The sequence below is a fragment of the Mesorhizobium sp. P160927 genome (assembly GCF_057766385.1).
In genome coordinates this window covers 984,296-1,010,381 of record NZ_JBYMDW010000001.1, presented here as the reverse complement: position 1 = coordinate 1,010,381, position 26,086 = coordinate 984,296, and the positions used below count along the sequence as shown (strand labels likewise).

Annotated in this window: 27 protein-coding genes; 8 read left to right on the top strand and 19 right to left on the bottom strand. The window is 63.4% G+C overall.

Translation table 11 applies throughout. The features are described from left to right. Positions 1–14: 14 nt before the first annotated feature. The 4 genes from iolE to AC3CB8_RS05100 form a co-directional block, all read right to left on the bottom strand. The gene (iolE, locus tag AC3CB8_RS05115; protein ID WP_352563336.1) at positions 15–932 is read right to left on the bottom strand and encodes a myo-inosose-2 dehydratase; all 918 of its coding nucleotides are present in this window, start codon (positions 930–932) and stop codon (positions 15–17) included. Positions 933–1,054: 122 nt separating this feature from the next. Then, a complete protein-coding gene (gene iolD / locus AC3CB8_RS05110; RefSeq protein WP_352563337.1) occupies positions 1,055–2,905 on the bottom strand; it encodes a 3D-(3,5/4)-trihydroxycyclohexane-1,2-dione acylhydrolase (decyclizing) in 1,851 nt (616 codons plus the stop codon). A 37-nt stretch (positions 2,906–2,942) separates the two neighbouring features. Further along, the gene (locus tag AC3CB8_RS05105; RefSeq protein ID WP_352563338.1) at positions 2,943–4,877 is read right to left on the bottom strand and encodes a bifunctional 5-dehydro-2-deoxygluconokinase/5-dehydro-2-deoxyphosphogluconate aldolase; all 1,935 of its coding nucleotides are present in this window, start codon (positions 4,875–4,877) and stop codon (positions 2,943–2,945) included. 157 nt (positions 4,878–5,034) lie between these two features. Continuing rightward, a complete protein-coding gene (locus tag AC3CB8_RS05100) occupies positions 5,035–5,880 on the bottom strand; it encodes a MurR/RpiR family transcriptional regulator (protein WP_023772168.1) in 846 nt (281 codons plus the stop codon). 152 nt (positions 5,881–6,032) lie between these two features. Here AC3CB8_RS05100 and AC3CB8_RS05095 point away from each other — a divergent pair, with 152 nt between their 5' ends. Continuing rightward, positions 6,033–7,142 carry a Gfo/Idh/MocA family protein gene (locus AC3CB8_RS05095; protein WP_023793188.1) on the top strand — a complete coding sequence of 370 codons (1,110 nt, stop codon included), beginning with the start codon at positions 6,033–6,035 and terminating at the stop codon, positions 7,140–7,142. 20 nt (positions 7,143–7,162) lie between these two features. On the opposite strand, the gene AC3CB8_RS05090 is transcribed toward AC3CB8_RS05095, so the two are convergent. Beyond that, positions 7,163–7,861, bottom strand: a complete 699-nt coding sequence (locus tag AC3CB8_RS05090) for a helix-turn-helix transcriptional regulator (RefSeq protein WP_023793190.1) — start codon at positions 7,859–7,861, stop codon at positions 7,163–7,165. Positions 7,862–7,990: 129 nt separating this feature from the next. Here AC3CB8_RS05090 and AC3CB8_RS05085 point away from each other — a divergent pair, with 129 nt between their 5' ends. After that, positions 7,991–8,626, top strand: coding sequence for a LysE family translocator (locus tag AC3CB8_RS05085; RefSeq protein ID WP_023772166.1), 636 nt, complete (start codon positions 7,991–7,993; stop codon positions 8,624–8,626). 43 nt (positions 8,627–8,669) lie between these two features. On the opposite strand, the gene AC3CB8_RS05080 is transcribed toward AC3CB8_RS05085, so the two are convergent. The 3 genes from AC3CB8_RS05080 to AC3CB8_RS05070 form a co-directional block, all read right to left on the bottom strand. Next, complete coding sequence (locus AC3CB8_RS05080; protein WP_023781884.1) at positions 8,670–9,185, bottom strand: SRPBCC family protein; 516 nt, start codon at positions 9,183–9,185, stop codon at positions 8,670–8,672. Next, positions 9,163–9,528, bottom strand: coding sequence for an ArsR/SmtB family transcription factor (locus AC3CB8_RS05075; protein ID WP_352563339.1), 366 nt, complete (start codon positions 9,526–9,528; stop codon positions 9,163–9,165). The genes AC3CB8_RS05080 and AC3CB8_RS05075 overlap by 23 nt, the downstream gene beginning before the upstream one ends. Positions 9,529–9,645: 117 nt before the next feature. Then, positions 9,646–10,737, bottom strand: coding sequence for a 3-deoxy-7-phosphoheptulonate synthase (locus tag AC3CB8_RS05070; protein ID WP_023781886.1), 1,092 nt, complete (start codon positions 10,735–10,737; stop codon positions 9,646–9,648). A gap of 265 nt (positions 10,738–11,002) precedes the next feature. Between AC3CB8_RS05070 and AC3CB8_RS05065 the strand changes: the two genes are divergently transcribed. Together AC3CB8_RS05065 and AC3CB8_RS05060 are read left to right on the top strand one after the other, a co-directional pair. Then, complete coding sequence (locus AC3CB8_RS05065) at positions 11,003–11,248, top strand: type II toxin-antitoxin system VapB family antitoxin (protein WP_023772162.1); 246 nt, start codon at positions 11,003–11,005, stop codon at positions 11,246–11,248. After that, positions 11,245–11,670, top strand: coding sequence for a type II toxin-antitoxin system VapC family toxin (locus AC3CB8_RS05060; protein ID WP_031240294.1), 426 nt, complete (start codon positions 11,245–11,247; stop codon positions 11,668–11,670). The genes AC3CB8_RS05065 and AC3CB8_RS05060 overlap by 4 nt, the downstream gene beginning before the upstream one ends. Before the next feature lie 35 nt (positions 11,671–11,705). Here AC3CB8_RS05060 and AC3CB8_RS05055 read toward each other — a convergent pair whose 3' ends face one another. The 6 genes from AC3CB8_RS05055 to AC3CB8_RS05030 form a co-directional block, all read right to left on the bottom strand. Next, a complete protein-coding gene (locus tag AC3CB8_RS05055; RefSeq protein ID WP_023772160.1) occupies positions 11,706–12,500 on the bottom strand; it encodes an SDR family oxidoreductase in 795 nt (264 codons plus the stop codon). A 32-nt stretch (positions 12,501–12,532) separates the two neighbouring features. Then, the gene (gene iolG / locus AC3CB8_RS05050; RefSeq protein WP_023772159.1) at positions 12,533–13,528 is read right to left on the bottom strand and encodes an inositol 2-dehydrogenase; all 996 of its coding nucleotides are present in this window, start codon (positions 13,526–13,528) and stop codon (positions 12,533–12,535) included. 114 nt (positions 13,529–13,642) lie between these two features. Continuing rightward, positions 13,643–14,410 (bottom strand): ATP-binding cassette domain-containing protein, encoded by a 768-nt coding sequence (locus AC3CB8_RS05045; protein ID WP_023772158.1) that lies wholly within the window; start codon positions 14,408–14,410, stop codon positions 13,643–13,645. A 2-nt stretch (positions 14,411–14,412) separates the two neighbouring features. Further along, entirely contained in the window at positions 14,413–15,489 is a 1,077-nt protein-coding gene (locus AC3CB8_RS05040; protein ID WP_023772157.1) for an ABC transporter permease, read from the bottom strand. Between the two features lie 107 nt (positions 15,490–15,596). Further along, positions 15,597–16,538, bottom strand: a complete 942-nt coding sequence (locus AC3CB8_RS05035; RefSeq protein ID WP_023772156.1) for a sugar ABC transporter substrate-binding protein — start codon at positions 16,536–16,538, stop codon at positions 15,597–15,599. A gap of 556 nt (positions 16,539–17,094) precedes the next feature. Next, positions 17,095–18,126 (bottom strand): LacI family DNA-binding transcriptional regulator, encoded by a 1,032-nt coding sequence (locus AC3CB8_RS05030; protein WP_352563340.1) that lies wholly within the window; start codon positions 18,124–18,126, stop codon positions 17,095–17,097. 136 nt (positions 18,127–18,262) lie between these two features. Here AC3CB8_RS05030 and AC3CB8_RS05025 point away from each other — a divergent pair, with 136 nt between their 5' ends. The 3 genes from AC3CB8_RS05025 to AC3CB8_RS05015 are packed head-to-tail and all read left to right on the top strand — an operon-like array spanning position 18,263 to position 20,930. Beyond that, the gene (locus AC3CB8_RS05025) at positions 18,263–19,354 is read left to right on the top strand and encodes a fatty acid desaturase family protein (protein ID WP_023793201.1); all 1,092 of its coding nucleotides are present in this window, start codon (positions 18,263–18,265) and stop codon (positions 19,352–19,354) included. Between the two features lie 26 nt (positions 19,355–19,380). Next, positions 19,381–19,695, top strand: a complete 315-nt coding sequence (locus tag AC3CB8_RS05020; protein ID WP_023781890.1) for a MocE family 2Fe-2S type ferredoxin — start codon at positions 19,381–19,383, stop codon at positions 19,693–19,695. Positions 19,696–19,700: 5 nt separating this feature from the next. Further along, positions 19,701–20,930 carry an NAD(P)/FAD-dependent oxidoreductase gene (locus AC3CB8_RS05015; protein ID WP_352563342.1) on the top strand — a complete coding sequence of 410 codons (1,230 nt, stop codon included), beginning with the start codon at positions 19,701–19,703 and terminating at the stop codon, positions 20,928–20,930. A 152-nt stretch (positions 20,931–21,082) separates the two neighbouring features. Here the strand turns inward: AC3CB8_RS05015 and AC3CB8_RS05010 are convergent, their stop codons facing one another. The 5 genes from AC3CB8_RS05010 to hslV all read right to left on the bottom strand — a co-directional run bounded on the left by AC3CB8_RS05010 (position 21,083) and on the right by hslV (position 25,250). Next, positions 21,083–22,042, bottom strand: a complete 960-nt coding sequence (locus AC3CB8_RS05010) for a DUF1402 family protein (protein ID WP_023793206.1) — start codon at positions 22,040–22,042, stop codon at positions 21,083–21,085. 170 nt (positions 22,043–22,212) lie between these two features. Further along, positions 22,213–23,523 (bottom strand): ATP-dependent protease ATPase subunit HslU, encoded by a 1,311-nt coding sequence (hslU, locus tag AC3CB8_RS05005; protein WP_015314577.1) that lies wholly within the window; start codon positions 23,521–23,523, stop codon positions 22,213–22,215. 4 nt (positions 23,524–23,527) lie between these two features. Next, positions 23,528–24,127, bottom strand: coding sequence for a DUF2585 domain-containing protein (locus tag AC3CB8_RS05000; RefSeq protein WP_023772150.1), 600 nt, complete (start codon positions 24,125–24,127; stop codon positions 23,528–23,530). 8 nt (positions 24,128–24,135) lie between these two features. Continuing rightward, entirely contained in the window at positions 24,136–24,651 is a 516-nt protein-coding gene (locus tag AC3CB8_RS04995) for a GNAT family N-acetyltransferase (RefSeq protein WP_023781893.1), read from the bottom strand. A gap of 47 nt (positions 24,652–24,698) precedes the next feature. Continuing rightward, positions 24,699–25,250: an ATP-dependent protease subunit HslV gene (gene hslV, locus AC3CB8_RS04990; RefSeq protein WP_023772148.1), complete on the bottom strand. Its 552-nt coding sequence runs from the start codon at positions 25,248–25,250 to the stop codon at positions 24,699–24,701. Positions 25,251–25,483: 233 nt separating this feature from the next. On the opposite strand from hslV, the gene hisB reads away from it, so the two are divergent. Further along, complete coding sequence (gene hisB / locus AC3CB8_RS04985) at positions 25,484–26,083, top strand: imidazoleglycerol-phosphate dehydratase HisB (RefSeq protein WP_023793212.1); 600 nt, start codon at positions 25,484–25,486, stop codon at positions 26,081–26,083. Positions 26,084–26,086: the final 3 nt, after the last annotated feature.

Below are 26,086 nucleotides of genomic sequence, written 5' to 3'. Positions count from 1 at the left end.
GGCGAATCCAGTCTTCAGGCATTCGGAAAACCTTGCGTCTCCACCGTGTAGCCGGCTGATGTCATCACCCGCATCAGCTCCCTGTGGCCAACCTGCGCCATCTTCAACGGCGGGTTCTTCTTCGGGTCCTGTTCAGCCTCGACCACGAACCAGCCTTCATAGCCATGGTCGGCGAAGCGCTGCACGATGGCGCCGAAATCGAGCGATCCGTCGCCCGGCACGGTGAAGGCGCCGAGCGCCACCGCATCGAGGAAAGATTGCCTGGTGCGGTCGAGCTTCTCGATCACGCCCATGCGCACATCCTTCACATGGACGTGGCTGATGCGCTTGTGGTGGTTGTCGATGGCGCGCAGCACGTCGCCGCCGGCAAAGGCGAGGTGTCCGGCATCGAGCAGCAGTGGGATGCCTTCGCCCGAATGGCGAATGAAGGCATCGAGCTCCGGCTCGGTCTCGACCACAGCCGCCATGTGATGGTGATAGGACAGCGGCATGCCTTGCCCGGCGCACCATTCGCCGAATTCGGTCAAGCGCCGCGCGTAGGCCTTCATCTCGTCGCCAGTGAGCTTCGGCTTGGTGGCGAGCGGCTTGGTACGGTCGCCCTGGATCGAGCGGCCGACCTCGCCATAGACGATGCAGGGCGCGTCGACCGCCTTGAACAGGTCGATCATCGGCTGGACGCGATCCTTGTTGGCAGCCATCTCCTCATCGACCAGCGTGCCCGAAAACCAGCCGCCGCACAGCGTCACGTCGGCGGCCTTCAGGATCGGCAGCATGATGGCGGGGTCGTTGGGAAAGCGCCGGCCCATCTCCATGCCTGTGAAGCCGGCCGAGCGCGACTGGCGCAGACATTCCTCCAGCGACACGTCATCGCTCAGTTCGGCAAGATCGTCGTTCCACCATGCGATGGGGGACATGCCCAATTTGGCTTTCAAGTCGTCACTCCGGTCCCAAAAACAGTTTCATTTCTTGTCTGTTGGCGCCGCCCCTCATCCGCCTGCCGGCACCTTCTCCCCGTATAGTGACGGGGAGAAGGGAGGAGCTTGGGCGGTCGATATCAATCGCCGACGTTCTGCATCCGCCGCTTCTCGTCATAGGCCTTGCGCGCGGCGTTCACTTGAGGCCGCGCCGAGACCTCGGGCACCGCCACATCCCACCAATGGCCGCCGGCATCGGTCGAAACCAGCGGATCGGTGTCGATGACCAGCACGGTGGTGCGATCGTTCTTCTTGGCTTTTTGCAGCGCATTTTCCAGCTCGGCGATCGATGGCACTTTCTCGGCTATCGCGCCCATGCTTGCCGCATGCGCGGCAAAGTCGATGTCGGGCAGGATTTCGTGGCGCGAGTCCAGCAAGAGATTGTTGAAGTTGGCGCCGCCGGTCGCCATCTGCAGCCGGTTGATGCAGCCAAAACCCCTGTTGTCGAGCAGCACGACGGTCAGCTTCAGGCCGAGCATCACCGAGGTGGCGATTTCGGAGTTGAGCATCAGGTAGGAGCCGTCGCCGATCATGACCACGACCTCCTCGTCGGGCTTGGCCATCTTGGTGCCGAGCCCGCCGGCGATCTCGTAACCCATGGTCGAGAAGCCATATTCTGCGTGATAGGAGCCGGGCGCGCCGGCCTGCCAGAGCTTGTGCAGTTCGCCCGGAAGGCCCCCTGCCGCATGCAGCAGCGTCACGCCTGAGCCCATGGCGCGCTGCACGGCGCCGATCACCTGCGCATCCGAGGGGAAAGCAGCGTTGGTCGAGGCCGTCACCTTGGCCGCATCGGCCTGCCAGGCCTTCTTGCCGGCGGCCGCATTGTCGGTCCAGGCGGCAGGCGCCTTCCAGCCTTGCAGCGCGGTTCCCAACTCGGCCAGCCCTTCCCAGGCATCCGCGACCAGCGGCAGCGCCCGGTGCTTGCCGGCATCGAAGGGCTGCACGTTGAGCCCGATGATGGTCTTGCCGGAATTCTTGAACAGCGCCCACGAGCCGGTGGTGAAATCCTGCAGCCGCGTGCCGATGGCGAGCACGACATCGGCCTCTTCCGCCAGCCGGTTGGCGGCCGAAGTGCCGGTAACACCGACCGCCGCCATGTTGAGCTGGTGATCGTCCGGCAGCGAGGACTTGCCGCCTTGCGTTTCGCAGACGGGGATGCCGGCGGCTTGGGCGAATTTGGCCAGTTCGTCCGAAGCCTGAGAGTAGAGCACGCCGCCGCCGGCGATGATCAGCGGCTTCCTGGCTCCCTTGAGCGCCGCCACGGCCGCCGCCAGTTCACCACGGTCCGGGCGCGGCCGGCGCTGGCGCCAGATCCGCTCGGCAAAGAAGCTCTCGGGATAGTCATGGGCCTCGGCCTGCACGTCCTGGCAGAGCGACAAAGTCACCGGGCCACATTCGGCCGGATCGGTCAGCACCTGCATGGCGCGGCTCAGCGCCGGAATGATCTGCTCCGGCCGGGTGATGCGATCGAAATAGCGCGACACGGGGCGGAAGCAGTCGTTGACCGTCGCCGTGCCGTCGGAAAAATCCTCGGCCTGCTGCAGCACGGGATCGGGAATGCGGTTGGCAAAGACGTCGCCCGGCAAAAACAGGACGGGCAACCTGTTTACGTGGGCAAGGGCCGCCGCCGTCACCATGTTCATCGCGCCGGGGCCGATCGAAGAGGTCGCGGCCATGAAGCGGCGGCGGAAATTGGCCTTGCCATAGGCGATCGCCGCATGCGCCATCGCCTGCTCATTGTGGGCGCGGAAGGTCGGCAATTCGTCGCGCACCTGGTAGAGCGCCTCGCCGATGCCGGCGACATTGCCATGGCCGAAGATAGCCCAGACGCCGCCGAAGATCGGCGTTTTTCTCCCGTCGATCTCGGTCATCTGGCGGGACAGGAAGCGGGTCAGCGCCTGCGCCATCGTCAGGCGGATTGTCTTGCTCATGGTGTTTTCCTCGCAGTCGCTACACCGTTGCGTGTTGTTATGCCGCCTTGCGGCCGCGCGCGGCAAGCCACGCTTCGGTCAACTGTTCGAAACGCGACGCCATGTCGGCGACTGCCTCGTCATCCGACATCCTGCCGGCCAGCCATTGTTCGGCTGCGTGGACGAAGATGGTGCGCCCGACGGCAAAGCCCTTGACGATAGGCGCGTTGGCCGTGGCGGCGAAAGCGGCCTCCAGCTCGTCCTGCGGCGCCTCCAGGCCAAGCAGGACGATGCCGCGGCACCAGGGGTCGTGCTTCAGGATCACCGCCTCGATCTTCGCCCAGGCGCCGCTCGACGCCTGCGGTTCGAGTTTCCACCAGTCCGGCTTGATGTCGAGCGCATAGAGTTCCTCCAGCGCGCGCGGGATCGTCGTGTCGTCGAGCTTGCCGTGCTTGCCGGCGATGATCTCGATGAGAAGTTCGCGGCCAACTTTGCGCGCGGCCTCGAACAGCGCGCGCAGCTTCTGCTGTTGTTCTTCCTTCAGTTCCGCCGGATCGTCGGGATGATAGAAGCACAGACACTTGATGCAGTGGTCGACAGGCCATTCGGTAAGCTGCGAGCCGATGTCCTGCGAGAATTCGAAGCGCAGCGGCCGCGAGCCAGGCAGTTCCACCGGTCGTCCGAGCCAGGCGAAGGGATGGCGGGCGAATTCGAACATCGCCTCGCGGCCATGTTTCTCGTCGATCAGCATGCCATAGCCGTCGCGGCCGGCGGCGACCTTGGCCGCCGCCTTGACCGCCAGCACCTTGAAATCGCGGATGCGCGCCGGATCAGCACCTGTCTTGGCCGCCACATCCTCGAGCTGCACACGGTGATCGCAGGCGAGCGCCATCAGCGAGGGGATGTCGCGCCGGCGTGTCGTCGCCCAATGGATGTGGTTGATCGCCTCGTCCTTGCGCAGCGCGCGATGCTTGCTGCCGTTCTCGAGGAAGAACTGCAGCTCCTCGAAGGTCGGGTATTCCGGCGCGCAGAGCAGCCGCGACACGGCGAAGGCGCCGCAGGCATTGGCCCAGGTCGCCGCCGTGGCAAGGCTTTCACCGCCGAGCCAGCCGCGCAACAGACCGGACATGAAGGCGTCACCGGCGCCAAGCACATTGTAGATCTCGATCGGGAAACCCTTGCCGACGACGCCGTCCTCGAGATCGTCGCTGATCGGTCCGTCATAGACGATGCAGCCCATGGCGCCGCGCTTCAGGACGATGGTGGCCGAGGACAGTGAGCGTATCGTCTTCAGCGCGCTCAGGCAGTCGTCGGCGCCGGACGCGATCATGATCTCTTCCTCGGTGCCGACGATGAGGTCGCAATCGGGCAGCACCGTCTTCAACCGGGCCGAGACGCGGTCGGATTTGACATAGCGCTCAAACCCTTCGGCGTGGCCGGCAAGGCCCCACAAATTCGGGCGATAGTCGATATCGAACACGACCTTGCCACCCCTGGCCTTCATGATGCGGATCGCCTTGCGCTGGGCGGCATCGCTGCTGGCGCGGGAAAAATGCGTGCCGGTGACGACGATCGAACGGGCCGAGGCAATAAACGCCTCATCGATATCCTCCTCGGCCAGCGCCATGTCGGCACAGTCGGATCGGTAGAAAATCATCGGCGAAACGCCTTCGCTCTCGACCGAAAGCAGAACCAGCGCGGTCAACCGCTCCTTGTCGGTCTTCAACCCGTCGGTGTTGACGCCTTCGCGTTTCAGCTGTTCGCGGATGAAGCGGCCCATCTGCTCGTCGCCGACGCGCGTCAGCAGAGCCGAGCGCAGCCCGAGCCGCGCCGTGCCGACGGAAATATTGGCCGGGCAGCCGCCGACCGACTTGGCGAAGGAGGTGATGTCCTCCAGCCGCGATCCGATCTGCTGGCCATAGAGGTCGACCGACGCGCGGCCGATGGTGATGACATCGAGCGGCGCCTGTCTTGCGTCCACGGCTTCGCTCATTGGAACCTCCCGTCGGTCGTGTCGTCATGGACAACATTGTTTGGGTAACACGCGCGAGCGGCTGCGTGGCGCCGGCAATATGAAATAATAATTCCAATCCATAGTCAATATGGAATGAGCGTTCCCTTGGCTAAAATTGCCTTGATGGAATGCCTGATCAAGCCTTGCGCTTACGGCTGGCGTCGCGCCGCTTCTCGCCGACGCCGACGGTCAGCGCCATGGCCAGCGCCATTGTCGCCGACAGCGAACGGAAGCCGGCGAAATCCGCCTCGGCAACCTCGAACCAGACCCTGGCGAACTGGGCGAGCGGCGAGAACGAGCTGTCGGTTATGGCGACGATCGGCACGCCCTGCTCGGAAATGGCACGCGCCTCCTCGATCGTGGCCGGTGCGTAGGGCGAGAAGCTGATGGCGATGACGGCGTCCGCCGGTGTGGCGAAGCCGACCATCTCGGCATTCAGGCCGGCTGCCGATTCGATCAGCTGGTTGCGGATCTTCAGCTTGCCGAGCGCATAGGCGATGTAGGAAGCCACCGGATAGGAGCGCCGCTTGGCCAAGACATAGATGGTCTGCGCCTTCGCCAGCAGCGAAATCGCCTCTTCCAGATGCGCATCGTCCAGGGTGCGGGAAATGTCGTTGAGCGAGGTGCTGGCGGCGGCGATGAAGCCATCGAAGATCGCCCGGTGGCCGGCGCCGCCCTCGGCCTTGGCGCGCAGCGCCTGCAGCCGCTCGTCATAGGAAGAGTTGCGCTCGCGCAGCCGCTCGCGGAATACCTGCTGCAGGCTGGTAAAACCGTCGAAGCCAAGTTGCTGGGCAAAACGGATCAGGGTCGAGGGCTGCACGCCGGCCGAAGCGGCGATGCTGGCGGCGGTACCGAAGGCGATGTCGTCGGGATTGTCTAGCGCATAGGCGGCGATCTGGGCGATGCGCTTGGGCAGGGTCTCGCGCCGGTCCAGAATCGTGGCACGCAGCGTCTCGAAGTCGCGAGGTACCTGTTCGTCCATCGTCCCTCTGCCCAAGCCTGTCTGGACACCCTCTCTGCCCCATCATAGCGAGCCTGCGCAAGAACGCCATAAAAAATGAGGCAGACATTCCATTCCTAGAAAAAATGGACTAATTCATCCACTCGGGTTTTGTGGCAGCGAAGGAACGAAAAATGGTCGGCGTCGGTCTTATCGGCACGGGTTTCATGGGCAAATGCCACGCCATCGCGTGGAGCGCCGTCGGGGCCGTCTTCCCCGATTCGGCCAAGCCACGGCTCGTCCATCTCGGCGAGGTCAATGAGGATCTCGCCAAGCGCAAGGCCGGCGAGTTCGGCTTCGCCAAGGCCACCAGTGACTGGCGCGCCGTCGTCAACGACCCGGAGGTCGATATCGTGTCGCTGACAACGCCCAACCAGTTCCATCCGGAAATGGCCATCGCTGTCCTCGAAGCCGGCAAGCATCTGTGGTGCGAAAAGCCGATGGCGCCGAGCTTTGCCGAAGCCGAAGCGATGGCGGCCGCGGCGAAGAAATCAGGCAAGGTCGCGGCGCTTGGCTACAACTACATCCAGAGCCCGGCCATCCGTCACATCGGCGCGCTGCTCGACGAAAAGATCATCGGCGAGGTCAACCATCTGCGCATCGAGATGGACGAGGACTTCATGGCCGATCCCGAGGCGCTGTTCTTCTGGAAGCACGAGGCGACTTCCGGCTACGGCGCGCTCGACGATTTCGCCGTGCATCCGCTGTCGCTGGTCTCGGCGCTGTTCGGCCGTGTCGGCAGCGTCATCTGCGACATGGCCAAGCCCTATGCCGACCGCAAGCTTGCTTCAGGCGGCCGACGCGCGGTGGAGACCTACGACATCGCCAGCGTGCTGATGCATCTGGAAAACGGCATTGCCGGAACGCTGCAGGTCAACCGCTCGGCCTGGGGCCGCAAAGGCCGCATCGCCATCCAGATCTTCGGCTCCAGGGGATCGATCCTGTTCGACCAGGAGCGGATGAACGAATTCCAGCTCTACCTGACGTCCGACCGAGCCACCGAACAGGGCTATCGCAACATTCTGGTGGCGCCGCAGCACAGACCCTATGACCTCTTCGTCCCGGCGCCCGGCCACGGCCTCGGCTTCAACGACCTCAAGATCATCGAATGCCACGAATTGCTGACACGGATTGCCGGGAAGCCGGCCCGGCTCCTCGAGTTCGCCGAAGGACTGGAGATCGAGCGCACCGTGCACGCCATGGCGCGCTCCTTCGAGGAGAAGCGCTGGGTGGATGTAAGGTAGGATTCGCTGCGCTGGTCGCTTTAGCCGGAGGCCGCTGCATTGACTTCCCATCCATCGACCCAGACCTGCCGCAAACGATCGCCTTCGCCCTTGAAACGTAGCCCGGTCGGCCGGCAATCCTCGATCCGGTCGCTGCGGAAATTGCGGATCGCCTGGCGCAGCTCGCACCAGGCGACGATGTTGGCGGTTTCGGCGTAGTAGATCAGAGCGATCGGGCGGATGAGGCGCTCGGAAGCGCGGCCAAGTTCGTCGCGATAGGAGAGCTCGAGCTTCTCCTCGTCGCGTATGGCGCGGCGCACCAGCGCCAGATCGATCGCACCTGCGGAGGGCGCGGCGAATCCCCACGCATGCAGTGCATTGGCGTCGAGCGTCTGGCGCAAGGGCGGCGGCACGGCGCCGGCGATCTTGGCGCCGACGCGCTTGGCCGCCTGCTTGAGCTCGTCGTCGCCCGTGCGCTCCAGCAGCGCCAGCGACAGGACGATCGCCTCCATTTCCTCGATCGAAAACATCAGCGGCGGCAAGTCGAAGCCGGGGCGCAGGATGTAGCCGATGCCACGCCCGCCCTCGATCGGCACGCGCATCGCCTGCAGCGCCACGATGTCGCGATAGATCGAGCGGATCGTCACTTCCAGCTGGCCGGCGATCATTGACGCCGTCACCGGCTGGCGCGCCAGCCGCAGGATCTGGATGATCTCGAACAGGCGTGACGCCTTGCGCATTTTTCTAACCCGGCACCAATTACAACTGACACACCATCGTCAGTTGGGCCAGCCTATAGGACTGCCTATCGGTTTGAAAATCAACGGGTTCGGCGGAGGCTGAGCCGAGCGTGACGACAGGCAACTGACATGGGCTATGCTGAAAATCTCTGGCTGTTTTTTATCCTCCTGTTCGGCATCATCGCCGTTCCAGGCATGGACATGCTGTTCGTGCTTGCCAATGCGTTGACCGGCGGGCGCGACAGGGGTCTTGCCGCGACCGGCGGCATCATGGTCGGCGGCATGGTGCACACGCTGAACGGCGCGATAGGCGTCGGCCTGCTGATGCATTTCGTGCCGATCCTGTTCAAGCCGCTGCTGATTGCCGGCGCCGCCTACATGGCCTTCATCGGCATCACGCTGATGCGCAGCTCCATCACCGTCGGTCACGACGGACCCGCCGGCAGCCGCTCGGCATGGAAGGCGTTTCGCCAGGGCTTGGTGACCTGCCTGATCAACCCGAAGGCCTACCTCTTCGTGCTCGCCGTCTATCCGCAGTTCCTGAAACCTGTGTACGGCCCGATCTGGATGCAGGCGACGGTGATGGGCCTGCTAACCGTGCTGACGCAGGCCGCGATCTATGGCGGGCTCGCAATATCGGCCGGCCGCAGCCGCAAGCTTCTGATCGCCAATCCACGGGTAACCATTCTTGCCGGCCGGGCGGCCGGGCTGCTGCTCTTCGCGGTCTCCGTGTTCACTGCATGGGAAGGGCTGAGGGCGGCGTAGTCTCGGGCTGAACCGAACCGCCGCCCTTCTGGCGCCGGCCGGATCAGGCGGCGCCCTGCCGCAGCGTGGGGAGAAGCTCGTCCAACTGCCCGAACGTCTCGGCCATCGCATCCGCCGCCCCGGTGCCGGCGGCGTCGAGGGCTTTCTTCGAGGGATAAAGCTCATGCATGATGAGCAGCGTCTTGCCGCCTTTCTCCTCGAAGGTCACCGTGGTGACGGGGCCATCGTCACCACCTTCGTCATTGGTCCAGACAAGGCGCGAGGGCGGTGTCACTTCGAGATACCTTCCGAAGAATTCGGCAGGGTGCGAGTCATCACTCCCGAACACCAAACGGTACCCGCCTCCCGCACGAACATCCATCTCGCACGAACGCAGCAACATGCCCATCGACTTCGGCGCCCACCACTGCTTGAACAGCTCGGGCTTTGTCCACGCTTCAAAGACGATGCGGGCCGGCGCGTCGAAGCTTCGCGTGACGACCAGCTCCCGGTCGGACTTTCGTTCCACCGTCGTGCGGTTCTGCATGGGGGTGGGCTCATTCGCTCTCTTTTGGTCCATCGGCTTCCTCCTTCCGTTTCAATTCCTCGACAACCTTGTCCAGCTCGTCGAAGCGTGCGGCCCAGAGCTGGCGATATCTCTCGATCCATGCCGTCTCCTCCTCCAGGCGGCGCAGGCCGAGCTTGCAGGTCCGCACGCGCCCGACCTTCCGCGTCGTGACGAGGCCCGCCTGCTCCAGGACGCCGACATGCTTCTTCATGCCCGTGAGGGTCATGTGGAATTTCTGGGCCAGGTCCGTGATCGAAGCATCCGCACGGCCGAGCTGCTCCAGAACCCCGCGTCGGGTGGCGTCCGAAAGCGCGGCGAACGAGGAATCCAGGCGGGCAGGATGATACTGAACCATTTGGTTCAGTATGTAACACGCGGATCGGCGGCATGCAAGGAGGTGGGGAGCTGCGGGGCCTAAGAGCGGCGTGGTCCTGGGCTGAAACCCGGAAGCGCCGCCCTTATGCTCCACAGATCAGGCGGCGCCCTGCCGGCTCTCCATGATCGCGCGGCGTGCCGAGCGGCGCCATTCGACAGCGCCGGCAAGGCCGTGCAGCACGGTCTCGGTGGTCGCCCAGTCGATACAGCCATCGGTGATGCTCTGGCCGTAGACCAGCGGCTTGCCGGCCATCACATCCTGCCGGCCGGCGACGAGATTGCTCTCGATCATGACGCCGATGATGCGCTCGTCGCCCGCCGCGACCTGGCCAGCGACGTCGGCCGCGACCTTGGGCTGGTTCTCCGGCTTCTTGGTTGAGTTGGCGTGGCTGACATCGATCATCAGACGGGGGGCGATACCGACGCGGATGAGTTCGACCGATGCGGCTTCGACGCTTGCCGCATCGTAATTGGGCTGAACGCCACCACGCAGGATGACGTGGCAATCCTCGTTTCCGGTCGTCGCCGCGATGGCGCTGCGTCCGCCCTTGGTCACCGCCATGAAATGATGCGGCTGGGCGGCCGACTTCACGGCCTCGCCGGCGATCCTGAGATTGCCGTCGGTGCCGTTCTTGAAGCCGACCGGGCAGGAGAGACCCGAGGCCAGCTCGCGATGGATCTGGCTCTCGGTCGTCCGCGCGCCGATGGCGCCCCAAGCGACGAGGTCGGCGATGTATTGCGGCGTCGTCATGTCGAGGAATTCGGTCGCCGCCGGCAGGCCGAGATTGTTGACGGCGGACAGCACGTTGCGCGCCATCCGCAGCCCCTTGTCGATGTTGAAGCTGCCGTCGAGGTCGGGATCGTTGATCAGGCCTTTCCAGCCGACCGTCGTGCGCGGCTTTTCGAAATAGACGCGCATGACGATCTCGAGCCGGTCGGACAGTGCCTCGCGCAGCGCCGCCAGACGGCTGGCATATTCAACGGCCGCGACCGGATCGTGAATGGAACAAGGGCCGACGATGACGACAAGCCGATCGTCGGTCCCGGTGAGGATGGAGTGAATGGCGTTGCGCGAGGCGGCAACGGTGCGTGTCGCCGTGAGTGAGCGCGGTATCTCGCGCATCACCTCGTCCGGCGTGCTCAGCAGTCTCAGTTCCTTGACCCGGAGGTCGTCTGTGGTGGTCAACACGGCTTTCTGCTCCTGTTTGGGAACCTGCCGGCTGAAACAAAAAAGCCGCCAGGTCTGGCGGCTGTTCGGATCTTGTTGCTGCAATCTTCAGATCGAGCGCAATCCTCCCGCCGCCAGCGAGCTCCTAAAGTACCAATACGTGGCGGTCAGGTTGATCATGCGTGGGCTATAGCCGAACTCGCGTTTAATGTCACGCACCTGATGGCGGTCTTGTTTGAATATGCAGGAAGGTATATGTTGGATATTCCAAAAAGGATATGCTCCGATGCCGCTTTATGTGAAGGACCGAGAAGTCGACCGGCTGGTACTTGAGGTGCAGCGCCTCACAAAGGCGCCGAGTAAAGCCGAGGCGGTTCGCCGGGCCCTGACGCATGAAATTGAGCGCGCCCGCAGTGTCCAAAGTGTATCGGAACGCTTGGCGGAGGCAGTCAGAATGGCTGGTGAAATCGGAGCGGATAATCCTGACTTCGATATGCGAGCCTATTCGGACGAGCTTTCAGGGGGATTATGAGCTTGTTCATTGACGCTTCGGCGGTCGTCGCTCTGTTGCGTCCGGAGCCCACGGCAGGAGAACTAGCCGCCCGGATGGATGCCCATGGCGGGCCTTTCTTCATTTCGGCGGTCGTTCGTTTCGAGACCGCAATGGCCTTGGCGCGTTCAAAGACCCCCCTGCCTTCACCCGTCCAACCGACGGCGGTCGCAAAGGCGAATGCGGCCGTGGACCGTTTCGTGCAGGATTTGGGGATCGGCGAGGTCGTCATTTCGGCCGAAGTCGGGCGGCTCGCCATCGAAGCCGCACAAAACTACGGCAAGGGTGTCAATTCGCCGGCGCAGCTCAATATGGGCGATTGCTTTTCCTATGCCTGTTGCAAGGCATATAATTTGGCTTTGCTCTACACCGGTCAGGATTTCACAAAGACTGACATAGGATAGGTTCAATGTGCGCCCCGCAGATCGCTCGCATGAAGCTACTCCGGCAAAGACCCAGCAACGCTCTGGTCGTAGTCGACCAGCGATCCGGTCATGACGCCCGATTGCGGGCTGACCATATAGCTGATCAGCCGCGCGAGCTGGTCCGGCTTGACCAATTGGCCCATCGGCTGCGCGGCTTCGGCCTTCGCCAGCCAGTCGTCGGGCGCGTCGTGCCATTTCTTCTGCACGATGTCCTCGCCCTCGGTGTCCATCCAGCCGGGCAGCACGGCGTTGCAGCGGATGCGGTTGAAGCGATAGGCGTTGGCGACGTTCTTGGTCAGTGTCATCAGCGCGCCCTTGCTGGTCGAATAGGGCGTCAGGAAGGACTGCCCGGTATGCGCCGACATCGACAGTACGTTGACGATCGACCCGGGCGCCTTTTTCTCCAAGAGATGCGCCACCAAGCCCTGCATCAGGAAAAACGGGCCGCGCACATTGGTGTCGAATATCTGGTCGAATAGCTCCTCTGACGTCTCGACCAGCGTGCCGCGCGCCGAGGTGGCGGCGGCGTTGACCAGTGCGTTGAGTGTGCCGAAATGCGAGATCGCGGTGGCGACCGCGCGCTTGCAGTCGGCAACCTTGGAGACGTCGGCGCTGATGAAGATCGCGTCGACGCCCGATTTCTTGAAATGAGCAACAGCCTTGTCGCCCTTCTCCTGCGAGCGGCCGATGAGCGCCAGCGCCCGGCAGCCTTCGTCGGCCAGCGCCTCGGCGACCGCGAATCCTATGCCTTGCGCACCGCCGGTGACGATGGCGCGTGTATTCGAATTGCGATCGGCGGATGCGCTCATCGCTCTACTCCTGTGCCTTGGGGGTCCGGTTCTTACTTGTCGAGACGAATGGTCTTGCCCGTGGTCGCCGACTTCAGCGCCGCATCGGCCAGCTTCAGCGCCACCAGGCCGTCAGCGCCGCTCGGCGCCGCCTTCTTGCCGGATGTCGCCGCCGCTATGAAGGCGGCGATCTCGAGGGCATAGGCGTCGAGGTAGCGGGTCATGAAGAAGTCGTGCAGCGGCGGGCGCGTATAGCCCTTTTCGTTGGCGAGTTCGATCGACACCGGCCGCTGGTTCTCGGCCGCCACCATGCCCTTCGAGCCGTGCACCTCGATGCGCTGGTCGTAGCCATATGTGGCGCGGCGCGAATTGGAGATGACTGCCTGCTTGCCCGAAGCCGTTTCGAGGATGACGCTGACCGAGTCGAAATCGCCGGCTTCGCCGATTTTCTTGTCGACCAGCACCGAGGCGTGCGCGCTGACCGCGACGGGCTCCTCGCCGAGCAGAAAGCGCGCCATGTCGAAATCATGAATGGTCATGTCGCGAAAAATGCCGCCCGAACGCTTGATGTAGTCGATGGGTGGCGCGCCGGGATCGCGCGAGGTGATGATGACCATCTCGACCGTGCCGATGGCGCCATCGACGATAGCCTTGCGCACGGCGGCGAAATGCGGGTCGAAACGCCTGTTGAAGCCGACCATCAGGGTCGCCTTGGCCTTGTCGACAACGGCCAGGCACTGCTCGACCCGCTTGACGTCGAGGTCGATCGGCTTCTCGCAGAAGATCGCCTTGCCGGCCGTGGCGAAGCGCTCGATCAGATCGGCATGGGTGTCGGTTGGCGTGCAGATGACGACCGCGTCGATGTCCTTGGACTTCTCGATTTCGTCGATGCTGCGCACCTCGGCGCCATAGGCAACAGCCAATTCGCTCGCCGCCTTCTCGAAGGCATCGGCCACGGCGACCAGTTTTGCCTGGGGATTGGAACCCACGGCGCGGGCGTGGACCTTGCCGATGCGGCCGGCACCAAGGAGGGCGAAGCGAACAGTCATGGATATTTTCCTCTGGGGATGGTTCGGAGCGGGGCGCCGGTCATGGGCGCTGAACGATTTTCCGGTCAAGACAAATCGACGGGAAGGCGATGACCTCGCCTCCGAGCCCGGCCCTTAGGCCGCGAGTTCCGCCTCGCCGGTCTTGGCGCCGGTGATATAGGATACGATGTCCTGCCCGTCGGTATTTTCCTTGCGCAGATTGGCGACGATGCGGCCGCGCCGGAACACCACGATGCGGTCGCAAAGATCGAACACCTGGCGCATGTTGTGGCTGATCAGGATCAGCGGCTCGCCATTGTCCTTCAGCGTGCGGATGATGTTTTCGACCTGCGCCGTCTCCTGCACGCCGAGCGCCGCCGTGGGCTCGTCCATGATGATCAGCTTGGAAGCAAAGGTCGCCGTCCTGGCGATCGCCACGCACTGCCGCTGGCCGCCCGACATATGGCGGATGGTGTTGGAGAGGTTCGGGATCTTCACCGCGGTGCGGACCAGCGCCGCCTCGGTTGCCTTGCGCATGTATTTGCGGTCCAGGATCGAGAATGGCCCGAGATTGAACAGGACTTTCTCGCGGCCGAGGAACAGGTTCGACGGCACGTCGAGGTCGTCGGCCAGAGCCAGGTTCTGGAACACCGTCTCGATGCCTGCCTCGCGGGCCTCGATCGGTCCGGCGAAATTCACTTCCTTGCCATCGAACCAGACCTGGCCGCTGGTCCGCTGCTCGACGGCGGTGATCTGGCGCACGAAGGTCGACTTGCCGGCGCCGTTGTCACCCATGATGGCGACGTGCTCGCCCTTGCGCAGCTCGAAATTGGCGCCTTCGAGCGCATGCACGCCGCCATAGCGCTTGGTGAGGTTCTCGGTCTTCAGGACGATGTCTGACATGGTCAAGCCCTCATTGCCCGCATGCGTTGGCGCCACTGGTCTAGAACTACCGCGCCGACGATGATCACGCCCTTGACCATCTCCTGGTAGTAGGCGTCGAGGCGCAGGAAGGTGAAGCCGGAGATGATGACGCCGAAAATCAGCGCGCCGATCACCGTGCCGATGATGGAGCCACGGCCGCCCGACAGCGAGACGCCGCCGATGACCGCCATGGCGATGGCATCGAGTTCGTACATGACACCCATGCCGGCCTGGGCGGTGAGGTTCTTGGAGGAGAGCACGACGGCGGCGAGCGCGGCGAGAATGCCGGCGATGACATAGACGAGGATCTTGTGGTTGGCGATCTTGATGCCAGACATGCGCGCTGCGTCCTCGTTGGAGCCGATCGCGTAGCAGTGCTTGCCGTATCTGGTGTAGGTCATGATCAGCTGGAACAGCACGGCCAGCGACAGGAAGATGATGACGGGCATCAAGCCCTTGCCGATCGCGGCGAAACTGTCCGTCGGGAACGAGATCGGCTGGCCCTTGGACCACCATTTGGCGATGCCGCGCGCGGTCACCATCATGCCGAGCGTGGCGATGAAGGGCGGGATGCGCGTGTAGGCGATCAGCGCGCCATTGACGAGGCCGGCGAGCAGGCCGCAGCCGATCGCCACCAGCACCGGGACGATCACGGGCAGGTCGGTCCAGCCCTGGGCCAGGAACATCGCCTTGGGGTTGGGATTGCCGTTGACGGTCGCGACCTGGGCGAAGCTCATGGCGATCATGGCTGTCGCACCGACGATCGAGCCTGAGGACAGGTCGATGCCACCCGTAATGATCACCTGGGTGACGCCGATGGCGATGATGCCGACGATCGACACCTGCAGGATGATGATCTGCAGGCGCGCCTCGTTGAAGAGGCCGGAGACGTCGCTGCGGGTGTTGAACAGAAAGCTGTCGCCGAGGAAGACCCGGCCGATCAATTCGAAGACGACGACGAGGATGACGAGCGCCAGGAAGACGTTGAATTCGGCCGGCCATGTGCGCTTCCTGGCGTCATAGCTGACCCCGCCGACGCCGTGAGATGTCTGTGCCAATTCTTCTATCCTCCGTCAGCCGCGGCCGTCCCGAGCACCTTTCGGGCGCCGAGGGAAGCGGAGCGGCGCTGTCGCCGTGCGAGAGCGCCGCCCCGTATGTCCGCGGCTCAGTTCTTCTTCAGGAACTTGTCGATGTTGGCCGGCGTGACCAGCTGGAACGGGACATAGACCTTGTGCTCGACCTTCTCGCCCTTGGCGAGCTTCAGCGCCGCATCCAGCGCCCCGGCGCCCTGGCCGGCGGCGTCCTGGAAGACGGTGGCGTCGAGGTCGCCCGCCTGCATGGCTGCAAGTGCGTCCTGGGTGGCGTCGACGCCGCCGACGACAACCGACTTCATGTCGACGTTGGCGGCCTTCATGGCCTGGATGGCGCCGATGGCGCTTTCGTCATTGTTGGCGATGACGCCGTCGAACTTCTTGCCGGTCGACAGCCAGTTGGTCATCAGGTTCTGCGCCTGGTCGCGATCCCAGTTCGAGGTCTGCTTGTCGATGATCTTGATGAAGCTGCAGTCCGGCGTGGCGATGACATCGTCGATGTCCTTGGTGCGCTGCACGGCGGCCTGGTTGGAAAGCTCGCCCATGATCACATAGACATTGGCTTCCTTCTTGCCGGCTTCCTTGAACAGGCGGCAGACTTCCTTGGTTTCGAGCGTGCCGGAATCGGCCTCGTTCGAGGCGACGAAGGCCTGGTTGTCGGGCAGCGTGTCGACATTGACCGGCTGGCGGTTGACGTAGACCAGCGGGATCTTGGCCGCGGCCGCCGCATCCGACATCGCCTGCGTGGCCGAGGTGTCGACCGGGTTGACGATGATGGCGTCGACGCCGGAAGCGGCGAAGTTCTTGATCTGGTCGAGCTGCTTGGCGACGTCGTTCTGCGCGTCTTCGACCTGCAGCTCGACGCCGCTCATGCCCTTGGCCTGCTCGATCATGCCGTTGCGCAGCACGGTGAGGAAATTGTCGTCGAACTTGGCCATCGAGACGCCGATCTTGGCGGCCATGGCCGATGAACTCATCAGCGCCGCGAAGGCGACGCCCAAAAGCAGTTTCTTCATTGTATTTCTCCTCCACTTTTGGTGTCCGGTTGCACCGATCTCTCCGGAATCCCCGATCTGGCTGGGGAATCTCTCCCGATTACCGTCTCTCTCCCCGGGTTACGCCTGCCGTTTGCTGGAACGCCAAGGCCTCTTGATCAAACAGATCTTCCGGAACGAAAGAACCAAAATACATGCCTGGTGAAATATTTATTCCATTTGCTCGGGAGGCGTCAAGGGAGATTCCAGAACCGGATGTGCGATTTTGGCGGACAGGGGATGCTGGCGGAGCCGAACGGCGTCTGCGCGCCGGGTCCATTCCTTGGGTGCCGTGGGCGGGCGATGGCATGGCGTTCAGAAATGCCAGATGTCTCTCTGCAACAAGAGATCGAGCGGCGCTCTCCAGACCCTGCACGCCGCCGCCTGCTTCACTTGCCGTTCGACACTGAGCTTGCCGTTGAGATCGAAGAAAGCTCCAATTCGCCTGCGGGCGTGGAGCTTCTTTCCCCTGGTGCTGTAGTTGCGGATCGGCAGCCAGTGGCGGCTCGTCGGGCGCGGTGCCCGAGGTCAATGCTCGCTAGATGTTCTCGGGCAGGTAGATGTCGAACGGCAGGAAGGTCTGGCCGGGTGCGTTGGCCGCACCCGTCTCGATGGCATGCGCCATGAGGTCGAGCAGTTCGCGGCACAAGGCGGCCAGCGGCGTGGAGATCACCATGGTGAGCGCCCCATCCGCCAAGGCGGACCGCGAGACCGCCGATATCTCGTTGCAGACGACCGCCGGCATCTCGGCGGGCCTGGCCTGCCGCAGCGCCGCGACCGCGCCTTCCATGCCGCCACCCGCGACATAGCAGCCGACGAGGTCCGGGTGGCGGCCGAGCAGGTCGAGCAGCGTGTCCTGCGTGATCTGGTTGGCCTCGAGATTGACCAGCGTTTCCAGCAAGGTGAAGTCCGGCGCCTGTTCGCGGAAGAAGGAGCGGAAGCCGATTTCGCGCAGTTCGTGACCGTGGAAGCGGTGGCTGCCGACGAACAGCGCGACCTTGCCCGGCCGCTTCGCCGCCTTGGAGATCATCCAGGCCGCGGTGCGGCCGACCTTGCGATTGTCGAGGCCGACATAGCCCTCGCGAATGCCGGCCGCGAAGTCGGACAGCAGGGAAAAGACCGGCAACCCCTTGGCCTTCATCTCCTCGACGGTGACCGTCAGCGCCGGGTGATCCGGCCCGACCAGGGCGACCGCCCTGCATTTGGCCGCCAGTTTGCGCGTGCGGTCGACGATTTCGTCCGGCGCCAGCGAACTGGCGAAGTCGATGATGGCGACGCCGCGGAAGCGCTGGGATTGCGATACCGCGAGTTCGAGCTGCCGCGCGAACTCCGCGTAGAAGACATCATTGCCTCTCAGAAGCAGGAAACCCAGCCGGTATTCCGGCAGCTCGTGGCGCATACGCTGCTTGATCAGGCCGGCGGCGTGATAGCCGATCTCGGTCGCGGTCTCGTAGACGCGGCGCGCCGTTTCCTCGCGCACCGGCAAGCGATTGTTGAGCACGCGGTCCACCGTGGCAACGCTGACGCCGGAGACGCGCGCCAGATCAGTGATGGTCGGCCGTTTCGCCATGATCGCCCCTCGCTCGATTCACTGATATCGATACCTGACTTTGATAGGAAATGATAGAAACTATCTTTGTGATGTTGAGTCTATCATGGCGGGGCGTTATTTCTGGGTATCGAGCCCGGTGCCTTGGGAGGCAATCATGACCGCAGCGCCGTCCCGGCGTGACTACAGCCTGATCGGCCGCGACGCCCGCCTTGCCGTCGAGAACGGCCTATCGGCGGCCGAGTGGTATCACACCGACATTCCCCGCAAGCAGATGAAGGAGCTGATGCAGCGCTCCGATGGCCCGGCGATCCGCGACACCGCGATCTGGCTGGCCGCCCTCATCATCAGCGGCGTCGGCGGCGCCTGGTTCTGGGGCAGCTGGTTGTGCGTGCCGTTCTTCTTCGTCTACGGCGTGCTCTACGGCTCATCGACCGATTCACGCTGGCACGAATGCGGCCACGGAACCGCGTTCCGGACGCAGTGGATGAATGACGCGGTCTATCAGATTGCCTGCTTCATGATCATGCGCAACCCGGTGACCTGGCGCTGGAGCCACACGCGCCATCACACCGACACCATCATCGTCGGCCGCGATCCCGAGATCTCGGTGATGCGGCCGCCCGACCTAGCGCGCCTCATCCTTGGTTTTGTCGGCGTGCTCGACGCCTGGCACGCAATGTCGGACATGCTGCGCAACGCCGCCGGCAACATCAGCGCTGCGGAAAAAACCTTCATTCCCGAACAGGAGCAGCCCAAAGCGATCCATATTGCCCGCATCTGGACGGCCATCTATGCAGGAGCAATAGCGCTGGCGCTCCATGCCGGGTCTTTCCTGCCCTTGATGCTGGTCGGCCTGCCCAGGCTGTACGGCGCCTGGCACCATGTGATGGTCGGCCTGCTCCAGCATGGCGGCCTTGCCGACAACGTCACCGACCATCGGCTGAACAGCCGCACCGTCTACATGAACCCGATCAGCCGCTTCATCTACTGGAACATGAACTACCATGTCGAACATCACATGTTCCCGATGGTGCCCTATCATGCGCTGCCCAGGCTGCACGCGCTGATCAAGCATGATCTGCCGGCGCCGACGCCGTCGATCCTGGCCGGTTACCGCGAGATGATCCCGGCCTTCCGCCGCCAGCTGCGCAACGAGGATTATTTCCTCAAGCGCGAGCTGCCGCCGACCGCCAGGCCGTACCGCGAGGAATTCCACAACGACACCGTCGCCGCGGCGGCGGAATGACATCCGACGACTGCAGGGAGGACTGAATGAGCGATTGGGTCGAGGCCTGTGCCGCCGGTGACATCGACGAAGAGGATGTGATGCGCTTCGATCATGACGGGCGTACCTTCGCCATCTATCGCAGCCCGGACAACGACTATTTCGCCACCGACGGACTTTGCACGCATGAGAAGGTGCATCTCGCCGACGGATTGGTGATGGACGACATCATCGAATGCCCCAAGCACAATGGCCGCTTCAACTACAAGACGGGCGCGGCCAGGGGCGCGCCGGTCTGCGTCAACCTCAGGACCTATCCGGTCAAGGTCGACGCGGGCAAAGTGCTGGTTCAGATCGGGTGAAGGACATGGCGCCAGGAATGGTGATCATCGGGGCCGGCGAATGCGGCGGACGGGCAGCACTCACGCTGCGCGATCTCGGCCATGACGGGCCGGTGACGCTCGTCGGCGACGAGCCGCATCTGCCCTATGAGAGGCCACCTTTGTCCAAAGAGGCGATGGCCAGCGACGTGCCTGCAATCAAGGCGATCGCCAGCGACGAACTCCTGGCTGAAAAGTCGATCCGGCATATCCATTCCGTTCAGGCCATTGCGATCGATCGCGCGGCGCATACGGTGCGCCTGTCCGACGGCTCGGTGCTGCCCTACGACAAGCTGCTGCTGGCTACCGGCTCGACCCCACGCAAGCTGCCGATGCCTGGCCTTGGCGGGCGCTGCGTCTATCTCAGAACCTTCGCCGATGCGCTGGCCATCCGCGCTCATCTCAGCGCCGGCAATCGCATCGCGGTTATCGGCGGCGGCTTCATCGGCCTCGAGCTTGCCGCGGCGGCGCGCAAGCTTGACGCTTCGGTCACCGTCGTCGAGGCGCAGTCGCGCATCCTGATGCGCGGCGTTCCGGCCGAGATCGCCGAAATCATCCATGACGCGCATGTCGCCGAGGACGTCGACATGGTCTGCGGGGAAGGCATCTCCGCCATCGCCGACGACGGCAAGGAGGTGCGGGTGACGCTTGCCGGCGGCCGGGAGATCATTGCCGACCTCGCCGTGATCGGCATCGGCGCCGTGCCGGTGACCGGGCTCGCGGCGGAAGCCGGCCTGGCCATCGAAAACGGCATCGCGGTCGACGCAGAACTGCGCAGCAGCGATCCCGACATCTTCGCCGCCGGCGACTGCTGCTCGTTCCCGCTTGCCGTCTATGGCGGCCGCCGCGTGCGGCTGGAGGCATGGCGCAATGCACAGGAACAGGGCGCACTGGCGGCGAAGAACATGCTGGGCGCTGGCGAGCCGCATGCGGCGGTGCCCTGGTTCTGGTCGGATCAGTATGGCCTGTCCCTGCAGATCGCGGGACTTTCCGACGAAGGCAAAACGGCCGTGCGCCGCGACCTTGGCGACGGCGCCTTCATCCTGTTCCATTTGGCCGACGACGGCAGGCTGGTGGCGGCCAGCGGAATCGGCCCAGGCAATGCGGTGGCACGCGACATCAGGCTGGCCGAAATGTTGATCGGCAAGCGTGCGAAGCCGTCGGCGGACGCGCTGGGATCGCCTGAAGTCAAGCTGAAGGCGTTGCTGGCGGCCTGAACGGTCGCACTATCCGTCGATGCCGCAGCCGTCCCTCATCTGACTGCCGGCATCTTCTCCGCGGACAACCGGGAGAAAGGGGCTGTGGCAACCTCGCCGCGATTCACGCACCGCTACCGATTGGCGAAATCGTCGAGCGTATCCTCTCACGCCTAGAACAGCGCCCTCAACTCGTCCAGCTTGTCGTTGACCAGCCAGCCGTAATAATTCTCTTCCGGCAGCTTCTCCGGTTCGCCGGTGGCGCGGCGTTTTTCGTTTTCCTCCTTCAGCGCATAGGCGCGCTGTTCCGGATTGCCGACGTTGTAGAGCGTGGCGGTCAGTCCCGGATTGCCAGAAATGTCGAAGCCGGCGATGCTCTTATAGGCGTCGATCGACTTCCTGATCGTCGCGGCGACGTAAGGAAGCGTCAGGTCCGGATCCATGATGGTCTTGTAGACCGAGTTGGGATCGGAGACATCGAGCTTCGGCAGGCCCGACACCTTGTGCACGAGGTCGCTCATCTGCAGGGCGGTCAGAGGGTTGAGCTGGCCGAGGCCGAAGGTCTGGCCGGCATAGTAGGGCTGGAAGAAGGTGGCGCCGAAACGGTTGTCGGGGAAATCCTCGCCGCCGACGGTCTTGCCGCGAAACGAGCGGTTCCAAACCTGTTCGCGGCATTCCCACAGATCGTAGCTGTCCGAAATCGCGGCGCATTTCCTGAATTCCGGCCGCTGCACGAAATCAGTGATGTCCTCGCCATCATAGGCGAAGGAGAGCTTGCTCGAGAGGTAGGAGATCGCCTTGACATAGTAGGTCTGCAGCCGGTCATAGGCGTCGACATTGTAGGTGTGCTCGCCGACGATCGCGCCGACGATGTGCATCGGGTCAATGCCATAGGCGCTCGCCGCCTTCTTGATCTTGGCGCGCAGATCGGCGTCGTTCTGCAGCAAGGCATAGACCTTGCGATATTTCGCCTGGAAGGTGGTGCTGGTCGCCTGGGTGCGGCGGCTGGAGGCGCCGGGAATGTCAGGTTGCTCGGCATTGCGGTTGCCCGGCGGCACCAATGTCGCCGCGTCGGCGGCGAACAGCGTCGCAGCCAGCGTAAAGCCGAGAATGACCAGGATGAGTTTTTTCATGCGCCGCCGCCTAGAGAATTGCCGCGCAAACTAGGTAAAGCACCTAGTCGAGTCGAGAGCGCCTCTTCATCCGGCGAGACGAAAGGTGGCCAGATGGTACCATCTGGCCACACATGGCTCCTGCCGGAGTTGTTACTTGATGCCGCGCCGGACTGCTCCGGCGTCTTCGTTCAGAGGATGAACCGCGACAGATCGGTGTTTCTGGAGAGGTCTCCGACATGCTTCTGGACATAGGCGGCATCGATGGTGACGGCCGTGCCGTTGCGGTCCGGCGCATCGTAGGAGATCTCGTCCAGTACCCGCTCCATCACCGTCTGCAGCCGCCGCGCGCCAATGTTCTCGATGCTGGCATTGAGGTCGACGGCGACGCCGGCCAGCGAATCGATGGCATCGTCGGTGAAAGTCAGCTCGACGCCTTCGGTCTTCATCAGCGCGATATACTGTTTGATCAGGCTGGCCTCGGTCTCGGTCAGGATGCGGACGAAGTCGTCCTTCTCCAGCGCACGCAGTTCGACGCGGATCGGCAGGCGGCCCTGCAATTCCGGCAACAGGTCTGACGGCTTCGAGACGTGAAACGCGCCCGAGGCGATGAACAGGATATGGTCCGTCTTCAACGGCCCGTATTTGGTCGCCACCGTGGTGCCCTCGACCAGCGGCAGCAGGTCGCGCTGCACGCCTTCCCGCGACGGGCCGCCCGAAATGTCCGACCTGGCGGCAATCTTGTCGATCTCGTCGAGGAAGACGATGCCGTCGTTTTCCGCGGCGTCCAACGCCCGGCGCACCACCTCGTCCTGGTCGAGCAGCTTGTCGGATTCGTCGCTGACCAGCAGGTCGTAGGACTCCTTCACCGTCGTCTTGCGCAGCTTGGTCTTCTTGCCGCCCATTGCCTTCGACAGCATGTCGTTGATGTTGAGCACGCCGATATTGGCGCCCGGCATGCCGGGAATTTCGAAGCCGGGCATGCCGCCATTGCCGGTGTCGGCCACCTCGATTTCAATTTCCTTGTCGTCGAGTTCGCCGTCGCGCAGCTTCTTGCGGAAACTATCGCGCGTCGCCGGGCTCGCCGTCTTGCCGACCAGCGCTTCCAAAACGCGCTCCTCGGCGTTGACATGGGCGCGTGCCTTCACGTCCTCGCGCATCTTTTCGCGCACCAGCCCGATGGCGATCTCGACCAGGTCGCGGATGATCTGTTCGACGTCGCGGCCGACATAGCCGACCTCGGTGAACTTGGTCGCCTCGACCTTGACGAACGGCGCGCCGGCCAGCCGCGCCAGGCGGCGCGAGATCTCGGTCTTGCCGACGCCGGTCGGGCCGATCATCAGGATGTTCTTCGGCATCACCTCTTCGCGCATCTGGCCCTCCAACTGCTGGCGGCGCCAGCGGTTGCGCAAGGCGATGGCCACGGCGCGCTTGGCGTCCTTCTGGCCGATGATGAAGCGGTCGAGTTCCGAAACGATTTCGCGGGGAGAAAATGTGCTCATATCACTAAATTCCACTTTGCCACTGCTTGATGGCCTCGAACGGATGCAGCAGCATGATCACGTTGAGTGTAAGATTGTCCCGAATGAGGTAGCCGGTACCCAGTTCGAAGAGGATGGCGAGGCTGATGATCACCCATATAGGTAGCCTTCGCGCCATCACAAATCCCAGCACCATGGCCAGTGTGTCGGACACCGAATTGATGATCGAGTCGCCGTAATAATCGAGCGAAATGGTGCCGGCGCGGTAGCGCTCGATGATGAACGGGCTGTTTTCGAGGATCTCCCAGCCACCCTCTACGAGGACGGCGAATGCCAGCCGCAAGCCGATCGGCGAGCGCGGGAACAGGAACCGGGCCAGCGCGTAGAACAGGAAGCCGTGGATGATGTGCGAGAAGGTGTACCAGTCGGAAATGTGCTGGGAATTCTCCGAACTGTTGACCACGCCATGCCACAGCTTGACATAGCCGCAGGTGCAGATCGGCGGATGGCCCATCAGGTAGAGGGTGAGAGCCTGGCCGACGAGCAGGCCGGCGACGATCAGCAGCCCCATCCGCCAGCTGTCCTCGTAGGCCGAAAGGCCCTTGTCCTCGTTGGATGTGACCATGCCCTGGATTACCCCTCTTGCGCGTCTTCGGCATCGATCGCCATCAGCACGACGTCGCCATAGATCGACTGCCTGCGATCAATGGCCCGGAAACCCGCCTTTTCATAGGCGCGGATGGCCCTGAGATTGGCGGGGTCGGGATCGATGACGACACGCGGCACGCCTTCCTCGAACAGGTCTTCGACGAACTGACGCACGATGGCCGAGCCATGGCCGATGCCGATCAGTTCCGGCCGGCCGATCGAGACATCGATGCCCAGCGTGCCGAACGGCTGATCGGCATAGGGATGGCCGTCTTCCATATGCGGGTCATAGCTCTGCAGATAGGCGATCGGCTTTCCGTCGAGCTCGACGATCAGCGGCTCGACGGAGATCGAGTCTATGTGATCGGCAATCTCGGCGATTTCCGTCTCGGGATCGTCCCACCACTCCGCGACATGCGGCTGAGCGAGCCAGCCGGCGATCATCGGCAGGTCCTTTTTGGTCACCGGCCGAAAATCGTAGCTACTTTCTTGTTTGACCATGATCTTTTCCGAAAACCGGTTCCCACTTTGCGGGGTCATGGTCTGGTTCAGGCGGCATCGAGCGTTTCGACGACAAAATTGTTGTTGGTGTAGACGCAGATGTCGGACGCGATCTGCATCGCCTTGCGGGCGATCTCCTCGGCATCCTTGTCGGTGTCCATCAGCGCGCGCGCCGCGGCCAGCGCGTAATTGCCGCCCGAACCGATGGCCATGACGCCATGTTCGGGTTCCAGCACATCGCCATTGCCGGTCAGCGCCAGCGAGACCGACTTGTCGGCGACCAGCATCATCGCCTCCAGCCGGCGCAGATAGCGGTCGGTGCGCCAGTCCTTGGCGAGCTCGACGCAGGCGCGCGTCAGTTGGTCGGGATATTGTTCGAGCTTGGCTTCGAGGCGTTCCAGCAGCGTGAAGGCGTCGGCGGTGGCGCCCGCGAAACCGGCAATCACATTGCCGCCCTTGCCGATGCGGCGCACTTTGCGGGCATTGCCCTTCATGATGGTCTGGCCCAGGCTGACCTGGCCGTCGCCGGCGATCACCACCTTGTTGCCCTTGCGCACGGTCACGATGGTCGTGGCGTGCATGGTCAAATCATTGGACATTTCTTGGCTCCGATTCGCACCATCCCTTCAAAAGGCGATTTGGCGCGGTACGAGTGACTTTGATCGGCCATATGTATGCATGGGGCCAATGATTGCAAACGGCTCGATAGCGGCCGGGATCGCAACTGGCAATCGCCGGATCATGCTGCTAGAAGGCTCTCGTTTTCAAGCCAGCGAGCGCTTGAGACCCGTGAACCGGTCACGATCTGACCCACTGGCACAAGGATAGAGTGATGGCGCCTCGTTCCGCCGATGCAAGCCGCAAGACCGGGGAAACCGACATCTCCGTGTCGATCCATGTCGACGGCTCCGGCAAATCGGACATCGCCACCGGCGTCGGCTTCTTCGACCATATGCTGGACCAGCTTTCCCGCCATTCCCTGATCGACATGACCGTCAGGGCGACGGGCGACCTGCATATAGACGACCACCACACGGTCGAGGACACCGGCATCGCGCTCGGCCAGGCCCTGACCAAGGCCCTGGGCGAGCGGCGCGGCATCATGCGCTACGCCTCGATCGACCTTGCCATGGACGAGACGCTGACGCGCGCGGCGATCGACGTGTCGGGCCGCCCCTTCCTGGTCTGGAACGTCTCGTTCTCGTCGCCCAAGATCGGCACCTTCGACACCGAACTGGTGCGCGAATTCTTCCAGGCGCTGGCGCAGAACGCCGGCATCACGCTGCATGTCACCAACCATTACGGCGCAAACAACCATCATATCGCCGAGACCTGCTTCAAGGCGGTGGCTCGCGCGTTGCGCGCCGCGCTGGAGCGCGATCCGCGCCAGCCTGACGCGGTTCCCTCCACCAAGGGTTCTTTGAAGGGATAGCCT